Source organism: Pseudomonas sp. TE9122 (assembly GCF_056278925.1).
Genome location: NZ_JBWBQI010000001.1, coordinates 3,481,035 through 3,487,500, shown reverse-complemented (window position 1 = coordinate 3,487,500; position 6,466 = coordinate 3,481,035). Strand labels below are relative to the sequence as shown.

Below are 6,466 nucleotides of genomic sequence, written 5' to 3'. Positions count from 1 at the left end.
CCACCCTTTAAAGAAAGCGTAATAGCTCACTAGTCGAGTCGGCCTGCGCGGAAGATGTAACGGGGCTCAAACCATACACCGAAGCTACGGGTATCACCTTCGGGTGATGCGGTAGAGGAGCGTTCTGTAAGCCTGTGAAGGTGAGTTGAGAAGCTTGCTGGAGGTATCAGAAGTGCGAATGCTGACATGAGTAACGACAATGGGTGTGAAAAACACCCACGCCGAAAGACCAAGGTTTCCTGCGCAACGTTAATCGACGCAGGGTTAGTCGGTCCCTAAGGCGAGGCTGAAAAGCGTAGTCGATGGAAAACAGGTTAATATTCCTGTACTTCTGGTTATTGCGATGGAGGGACGGAGAAGGCTAGGCCAGCTTGGCGTTGGTTGTCCAAGTTTAAGGTGGTAGGCTGAGATCTTAGGTAAATCCGGGATCTTAAGGCCGAGAGCTGATGACGAGTGTTCTTTTAGAACACGAAGTGGTTGATGCCATGCTTCCAAGAAAAGCTTCTAAGCTTCAGGTAACCAGGAACCGTACCCCAAACCGACACAGGTGGTTGGGTAGAGAATACCAAGGCGCTTGAGAGAACTCGGGTGAAGGAACTAGGCAAAATGGCACCGTAACTTCGGGAGAAGGTGCGCCGGTGAGGGTGAAGGACTTGCTCCGTAAGCTCATGCCGGTCGAAGATACCAGGCCGCTGCGACTGTTTATTAAAAACACAGCACTCTGCAAACACGAAAGTGGACGTATAGGGTGTGACGCCTGCCCGGTGCCGGAAGGTTAATTGATGGGGTTAGCTAACGCGAAGCTCTTGATCGAAGCCCCGGTAAACGGCGGCCGTAACTATAACGGTCCTAAGGTAGCGAAATTCCTTGTCGGGTAAGTTCCGACCTGCACGAATGGCGTAACGATGGCGGCGCTGTCTCCACCCGAGACTCAGTGAAATTGAAATCGCTGTGAAGATGCAGTGTATCCGCGGCTAGACGGAAAGACCCCGTGAACCTTTACTATAGCTTTGCACTGGACTTTGAATTTGCTTGTGTAGGATAGGTGGGAGGCTTTGAAGCGTGGACGCCAGTTCGCGTGGAGCCATCCTTGAAATACCACCCTGGCAACTTTGAGGTTCTAACTCAGGTCCGTTATCCGGATCGAGGACAGTGTATGGTGGGTAGTTTGACTGGGGCGGTCTCCTCCTAAAGAGTAACGGAGGAGTACGAAGGTGCGCTCAGACCGGTCGGAAATCGGTCGTAGAGTATAAAGGCAAAAGCGCGCTTGACTGCGAGACAGACACGTCGAGCAGGTACGAAAGTAGGTCTTAGTGATCCGGTGGTTCTGTATGGAAGGGCCATCGCTCAACGGATAAAAGGTACTCCGGGGATAACAGGCTGATACCGCCCAAGAGTTCATATCGACGGCGGTGTTTGGCACCTCGATGTCGGCTCATCACATCCTGGGGCTGAAGCCGGTCCCAAGGGTATGGCTGTTCGCCATTTAAAGTGGTACGCGAGCTGGGTTTAGAACGTCGTGAGACAGTTCGGTCCCTATCTGCCGTGGACGTTTGAGATTTGAGAGGGGCTGCTCCTAGTACGAGAGGACCGGAGTGGACGAACCTCTGGTGTTCCGGTTGTCACGCCAGTGGCATTGCCGGGTAGCTATGTTCGGGAAAGATAACCGCTGAAAGCATCTAAGCGGGAAACTTGCCTCAAGATGAGATCTCACTGGAACCTTGAGTTCCCTGAAGGGCCGTCGAAGACTACGACGTTGATAGGTTGGGTGTGTAAGCGCTGTGAGGCGTTGAGCTAACCAATACTAATTGCCCGTGAGGCTTGACCATATAACACCCAAGCAATTTGCTGACCTGAAAAGGCACCAGATTGCGGTGTGTGAAGACGAAACGAACCGAAAGTTCGAAATTCACAAACACCTAGCTGTCACATACCCAATTTGCTGAAGCGAGGCCATCCGGTCCCGAGTCAGTACCCGAATTTCTTGACGACCATAGAGCGTTGGAACCACCTGATCCCATCCCGAACTCAGCAGTGAAACGATGCATCGCCGATGGTAGTGTGGGGTTTCCCCATGTGAGAGTAGGTCATCGTCAAGATTAAATTCCGAAACCCCAATTGCGAAAGCAGTTGGGGTTTTGTTTTGCCTGCGAGAAAGTTTTTAGCCTGCCACCGGGGAAATTCATCCTGAAGTGGATGGCGAGTTTTGGTATGGTGCAGCTCGTTTTTTAACGGACTGATGCCCTGCCCATGGATCGGCACTCATTTACGTCAAAGAGTTGCTGTAGAAATGCCTGAACCAATCCCGATCAAGGACCATGAAAAAGAGACGAGGCTGGTCAACAAACGCTTGATTGCCTGTGCTCTGTTCGTGTTCGCCATCAGCTGCGCTTTGGTGGTGCGCCTGTACATTCTCCAGGTCGTGGAATTCGATTACCACTCGACCATCTCCGAAAACAACCGTGTCCATGTCCTGCCGATACCGCCGACGCGGGGATTGATCTACGACCGCAACGGCGTATTGCTCGCCGACAACCGTCCCAGCTACAACCTGACCATCACTCGTGAGCGTGCAACCGACGTCAATCAGGAGCTGGACGAAGTCATCAACTTGCTGCACTTGCCTGCTGAAGACCGCACGGTATTCGACAAGGCGATGAAGCAATCCCGGCATCCATTTACACCGGTCACACTGTTTTATGAGCTGACGGAAGAGCAGATCGCCGTCCTGGCGGTGAACGAATTTCGCTTGCCGGGCATTGATGTCGAACCGCAGTTTGTCCGGCACTATCCTCTCGGCGCACATTTCGCTCATTCAATCGGTTATGTCGGTCGGATCAATGAAAAGGAAGCTAAAACCCTCGACTCCGTGGAATACCGAGGTACGCAGTCCATTGGTAAAACCGGTATCGAGCGTTTCTATGAGGCGCAGTTACACGGCCATGTCGGTTACGAAGAAGTCGAGACCAATGCTCAAGGCCGCGTGCTACGGGTACTCAAGCACACCGATCCGGTGCCAGGCAAAAACATCGTCCTGAGCCTCGATGTAAAGCTGCAGGAAGCTGCCGAAGCCGCTTTGGGCGACCGTCGTGGTTCAGTGGTAGCTCTCGACCCGTCCACCGGAGAAGTGCTGGCGATGGTCAGCAATCCGAGTTTCGATCCGAATCTGTTCGTCACCGGGATCAGTTCGAAGGAATATTCAGCGCTGCGGGATTCCATTGATCGGCCATTGTTCAACCGCGTGTTGCGTGGTCTGTACGCCCCGGGCTCGACGATCAAGCCGGAAGTCGCCATCGCAGGGCTGGACGCAGGCGTCGTAACTCCGCAGACCCGCGTATTCGATCCCGGCTATTACCAACTACCGGACTTCGATCACAAGTATCGCAACTGGAACCACAGCGGTGATGGCTGGGTGGACATGGACGCGGCGATCATGCGTTCCAACGACACCTACTTCTACGACTTGGCGCACAAGCTTGGCATCGATCGTCTGCACGACTACATGGCGATGTTCGGCCTTGGTGAAAAAGTCTCGCTGGACATGTTTGAAGAGTCCCCCGGTCTGATGCCGTCGCAGGCGTGGAAACGCGCTACACGGCGACAGGCCTGGTATCCCGGCGAGACGGTTATTCTCGGCATCGGCCAGGGATACATGCAGGTCACACCGCTGCAATTGGCCCAGGCCACTGCCCTGATCGCCAATAAGGGGATATGGAATCGGCCGCATTTGGCCAAGTCGGTCGACGGTGTAGCGCCGGTCGACGAACATCCAATGCCCAATATCCTGCTCAAGGACCCGCGCGATTGGGAGCAGGTCAATCACGGTATGCAGATGGTCATGCACGATGCTCGAGGTATTGCCCGTGCGGCCGCTGCGGGTGCGCAATACCGCATCGCCGGCAAGAGTGGCACGGCGCAAGTGGTAGCGATCAAGCAAGGGGAGCGCTACAACCGCGAGAAAACCCTGGAGCGCCACCGTGATAACGCCCTGTTTGTAGGATTCGCACCGGCCGAGCATCCGAAGATCGCCATCTCGGTAATGATCGAGAACGGCGAGGCGGGTGGTCGTGTTGCCGGTCCAGTAGTGCGGCAGATCATGGACGCCTGGTTACTCGATCAGGATGGTCACCTTAAACCTCAATACGCTGCGCCGAGCAAAGCGCCGGGCGATCCTCACGTCTGAGGCGTAACGGTTCACAGCACAGGCTCCGTAAGCGGAGCCTGTGATTACGCACCCGGTACCGGGCAGCTCATATCACCTTCCTCACATTTCAAATACTGCTTGAGGGTTTCTACTCTGGCCTTGGTTACGGCTGTAAGACAACTACTGTAAACCAATGGATAAACACTCCCGCCTGCCACCCCAGAAGCCGAAAACTTGCACTCGGCATCCCGAAAGCTGACCCACGCCCGCTGCGCATTGACCAGCAGCTTCTTTCCGTCCGGGTTGTCCTTCAGGCGTCCGGTGATCTGCTGATAGAGCGTATTCAGTTCCTTGTCTGCCGCTTTGAAGGCTTGCCCCGCGCATTGATTCATCGTCGCCTGATCGCTGGCGTTGGCACAATCAACGGCGGCATGGGCGAAAGGGGCAAACAAAAAGGGCGCAGAGGCCAGAAGCAGACGCACTGACATAAGGTTCTCGCTGTATCGAGTGGAAAGAGTGTATCGAGTGTTATGTACGTAGCCGGGAGGCCTCAAGCAAGCGATCCGCAGTGGCGGTGATTTCTTCGCCTTCATGCAGCCGCTCCAGCCAGTGCTCGGGGATCGCCCGAGCGCTGTAGTAAGCACCTGCCAACTGACCCACGATAGCAGCCGTTGTATCCGCATCATCACCGAGATTGGCTGCTTTCAACACCGCTTCGGCGAATGTCTGCGTATGGTGAAAGCACCACAAAGCGGCTTCCAGCGATTGGACGCTATAACCACTGCCTTTTATTTCAGTTTCCGCTTTGTGAAGGTACTCACCCTGAGCAATCGCAACCACCTTGGGCTGGGAAAGCTTGAGCAGTGGCGCCCGGCGAAGGTGTGTTTTCTCCGCACCCTCAAGCGCTCGTGCAATCAGATCAGCCAGCAATTGGCAGCACTCGATTGCCTCCGGCGCCGCATGGGTTGTGCGCGAACTGTCGGCAGCAAAGGCCTGTATTTGGCGATTATCGGGGAAATAGAACAGCACGATGGGCGCCAACCGCATCAGCGACCCGTTGCCAGCTGTCAACGGGTCAGTCGAGCCGGCAAAAGGCTCTCCGCTTCGCTGATACTGTTGCAGCGCCTGGCTCACGGTCATGCCGATGTCGAAACATTCACCGGTGGAGCTCAGATATCCCCATTTCCACCAATTGAGATAGCGGCCCATCTGATCAGCCGCGTCGAAACCGTTTTTGCGCAGCAGGCTCTCGGCCAGGCAGAGTGCCATTGAGGTGTCATCGGTCCATTGCCCTGGCTTGAGCTGGAACGGGCCACCGCCGACCATGTCGCTCAGCGGCTGGAATGATCCTCGCGGCTGGAACTCAACTGTTGTGCCGACCGCATCGCCGCAAGCCAGGCCGAGGAGGGCGCCGCGATACCGATCGGCAAGAGAGGGCTGCATGATTCGTCCTTGTTTCTGCGGATTCGCTGGAAAGATAACAGGTCAAGCGGCGCCGATCACAGAGCGGAAACTACCGCAGGATGTGTCTGCTCGGATCGATGCCTGCAGCGCCTGGATACAACTTCGCATTGGACATGTGGTCATACAAGCCTAGTGTTCAGAACAGGAGGTGACGTATGAAACCAGTACCTAACAGTTTCGAACGCAAGATCACGCTCAAGGCGTCGCGTTCCCATGTCTGGCGCGCATTGGTCGATGCAGAGGCGTTCGGTCAGTGGTTTGGCGTGGCACTTGAGGGCCGGCGCTTCATTGCCGGTGAGTGGACGCAGGGCCAGGTCACGTACCCCGGTTATGAACACGTATTGTGGAATGTGCTGATCGAGCGGGTCGAGCCGCAGCAGTTGTTTTCTTTCCGCTGGCACCCGTATGCGGTCAACCCGAAGATCGACTACTCGCAAGAGCCGACCACGCTGGTCAAGTTCGAATTGCAGGACTTCGAGGACGGCACTCTACTCAAGGTCTCGGAGTCCGGCTTCGCGCACATCCCTGATATCCGTCAGAAAGAAGCGTATTACATGGACAGTCGCGGCTGGGAGGAGCAGTTGAGCAGGCTTGAACAGTTTCTCGCCGAAAGCGCCAGGGCTCGTGAAAGCGGCGGTGCCTGACAGGTCTAAGGGTTTTCGGCAGTGTTTGTATGGCGAATGTCTTACACGCATTGGTAGCTTTTACGACTATTGCTGATTGGATCCACTGGGTAATCTACACACATCAACTGAGACACAGGGAGTGTTTCAGGATCATGGACGATCGACCATCGCAAGGATCGCTGCCGACAGGGAGTCGATAATGGTCTTGGGAAAAACCCGCTTCGGCGGGTTT

The 6,466-nt window shown here is 55.2% G+C and carries 4 protein-coding genes and 2 rRNA genes (1 of these 6 running past the window's edge); 4 read left to right on the top strand and 2 right to left on the bottom strand.

Annotation, left to right across the window (positions count from 1 at the left end; translation table 11 throughout):
- The 3 genes from ACZ9BE_RS15630 to mrdA all read left to right on the top strand — a co-directional run.
- Nucleotides 1-1,829: ribosomal RNA gene (locus ACZ9BE_RS15630) — 23S ribosomal RNA — on the top strand; it begins 1,065 nt to the left of the window's first position.
- 154 nt (nucleotides 1,830-1,983) lie between these two features.
- Nucleotides 1,984-2,099 (top strand): 5S ribosomal RNA (rrf, locus tag ACZ9BE_RS15625).
- Nucleotides 2,100-2,290: 191 nt separating this feature from the next.
- Nucleotides 2,291-4,183: a penicillin-binding protein 2 gene (gene mrdA / locus ACZ9BE_RS15620; RefSeq protein WP_056791554.1), complete on the top strand. Its 1,893-nt coding sequence runs from the start codon at nucleotides 2,291-2,293 to the stop codon at nucleotides 4,181-4,183.
- 44 nt (nucleotides 4,184-4,227) lie between these two features.
- Here mrdA and ACZ9BE_RS15615 read toward each other — a convergent pair whose 3' ends face one another.
- Complete coding sequence (locus tag ACZ9BE_RS15615) at nucleotides 4,228-4,632, bottom strand: lysozyme inhibitor LprI family protein (protein WP_041477366.1); 405 nt, start codon at nucleotides 4,630-4,632, stop codon at nucleotides 4,228-4,230.
- 40 nt (nucleotides 4,633-4,672) lie between these two features.
- Nucleotides 4,673-5,587 carry an ADP-ribosylglycohydrolase family protein gene (locus ACZ9BE_RS15610; protein WP_476249667.1) on the bottom strand — a complete coding sequence of 305 codons (915 nt, stop codon included), beginning with the start codon at nucleotides 5,585-5,587 and terminating at the stop codon, nucleotides 4,673-4,675.
- 176 nt (nucleotides 5,588-5,763) lie between these two features.
- Here ACZ9BE_RS15610 and ACZ9BE_RS15605 point away from each other — a divergent pair, with 176 nt between their 5' ends.
- Nucleotides 5,764-6,252, top strand: coding sequence for an SRPBCC family protein (locus tag ACZ9BE_RS15605; RefSeq protein WP_016775506.1), 489 nt, complete (start codon nucleotides 5,764-5,766; stop codon nucleotides 6,250-6,252).
- Nucleotides 6,253-6,466 lie beyond the last annotated feature (214 nt).

Excerpts from the sequence above, each read along its gene's own strand:
- mrdA (WP_056791554.1), top strand. The coding sequence starts at position 2,291 with ATGCCTGAACCAATCCCGATCAAGGACCATGAAAAAGAGACGAGGCTG.
- ACZ9BE_RS15615 (WP_041477366.1), bottom strand. The coding sequence starts at position 4,632 with ATGTCAGTGCGTCTGCTTCTGGCCTCTGCGCCCTTTTTGTTTGCCCCT.
- ACZ9BE_RS15610 (WP_476249667.1), bottom strand. The coding sequence starts at position 5,587 with ATGCAGCCCTCTCTTGCCGATCGGTATCGCGGCGCCCTCCTCGGCCTG.
- ACZ9BE_RS15605 (WP_016775506.1), top strand. The coding sequence starts at position 5,764 with ATGAAACCAGTACCTAACAGTTTCGAACGCAAGATCACGCTCAAGGCG.